The 563-nt window shown below is 42.1% G+C and carries 1 protein-coding gene; it reads left to right on the forward strand.

Annotated features, from left to right (window positions below; all coding sequences use genetic code 11):
* Window positions 1-72: 72 nt before the first annotated feature.
* A partial coding sequence (locus BFI01S_RS22145) for an IS110 family transposase (protein WP_156478383.1) occupies window positions 73-563 on the forward strand: 491 nt, incomplete at its 3' end.

Raw genomic sequence — 563 nt, forward strand, 5'->3', positions numbered from 1 at the left:
TCTTGGTATGATACGGGGTGTCAAATCTCCACGAATTGACCCCTAACTTAGTTAACCAAGGAGGACTCCAAAATGGATTTTAAACAAAATCAGAAAATAAATCAAGTCACCGAAAAAACTCTAGTTGTGGGAATCGATATTGCAAAGCGTACACATTATGCATGCTTTGTAGATGACCGCGGTCGTGTGATCCAAAAATCATTCTCTGTTTCTCAATCTGGTGATGGTTTCGAGCATTTCTATCAACGTGTTCTGGCAGCTATGAAAGAAAACGAAAAAACAGAAGTCATAGTAGGGATTGAACCTACTGGCCATTACTGGCTAAATTTAGCCTACTTCCTAGAAGAACGAGGCATTCCCTTAGTCATGACGAATCCCATGCATGTCAAACGGTCAAAAGAGTTGGATGACAATCTGCCAACCAAACATGACCGTAAAGATGCGCTGGTAATCGCTCGTCTTGTAAAGGATGGACGCTTTAGTTATCCTCGAATCCTCAAAGGGATGGAAGCCGAACTTCGTGCTGGTTCAACATTCCGTAGTAAATTGACTGAGGAACTAGG

The organism is Cytobacillus firmus NBRC 15306 (assembly GCF_001591465.1).
Lineage (GTDB): Bacteria > Bacillota > Bacilli > Bacillales > Cytobacillaceae > Cytobacillus > Cytobacillus firmus.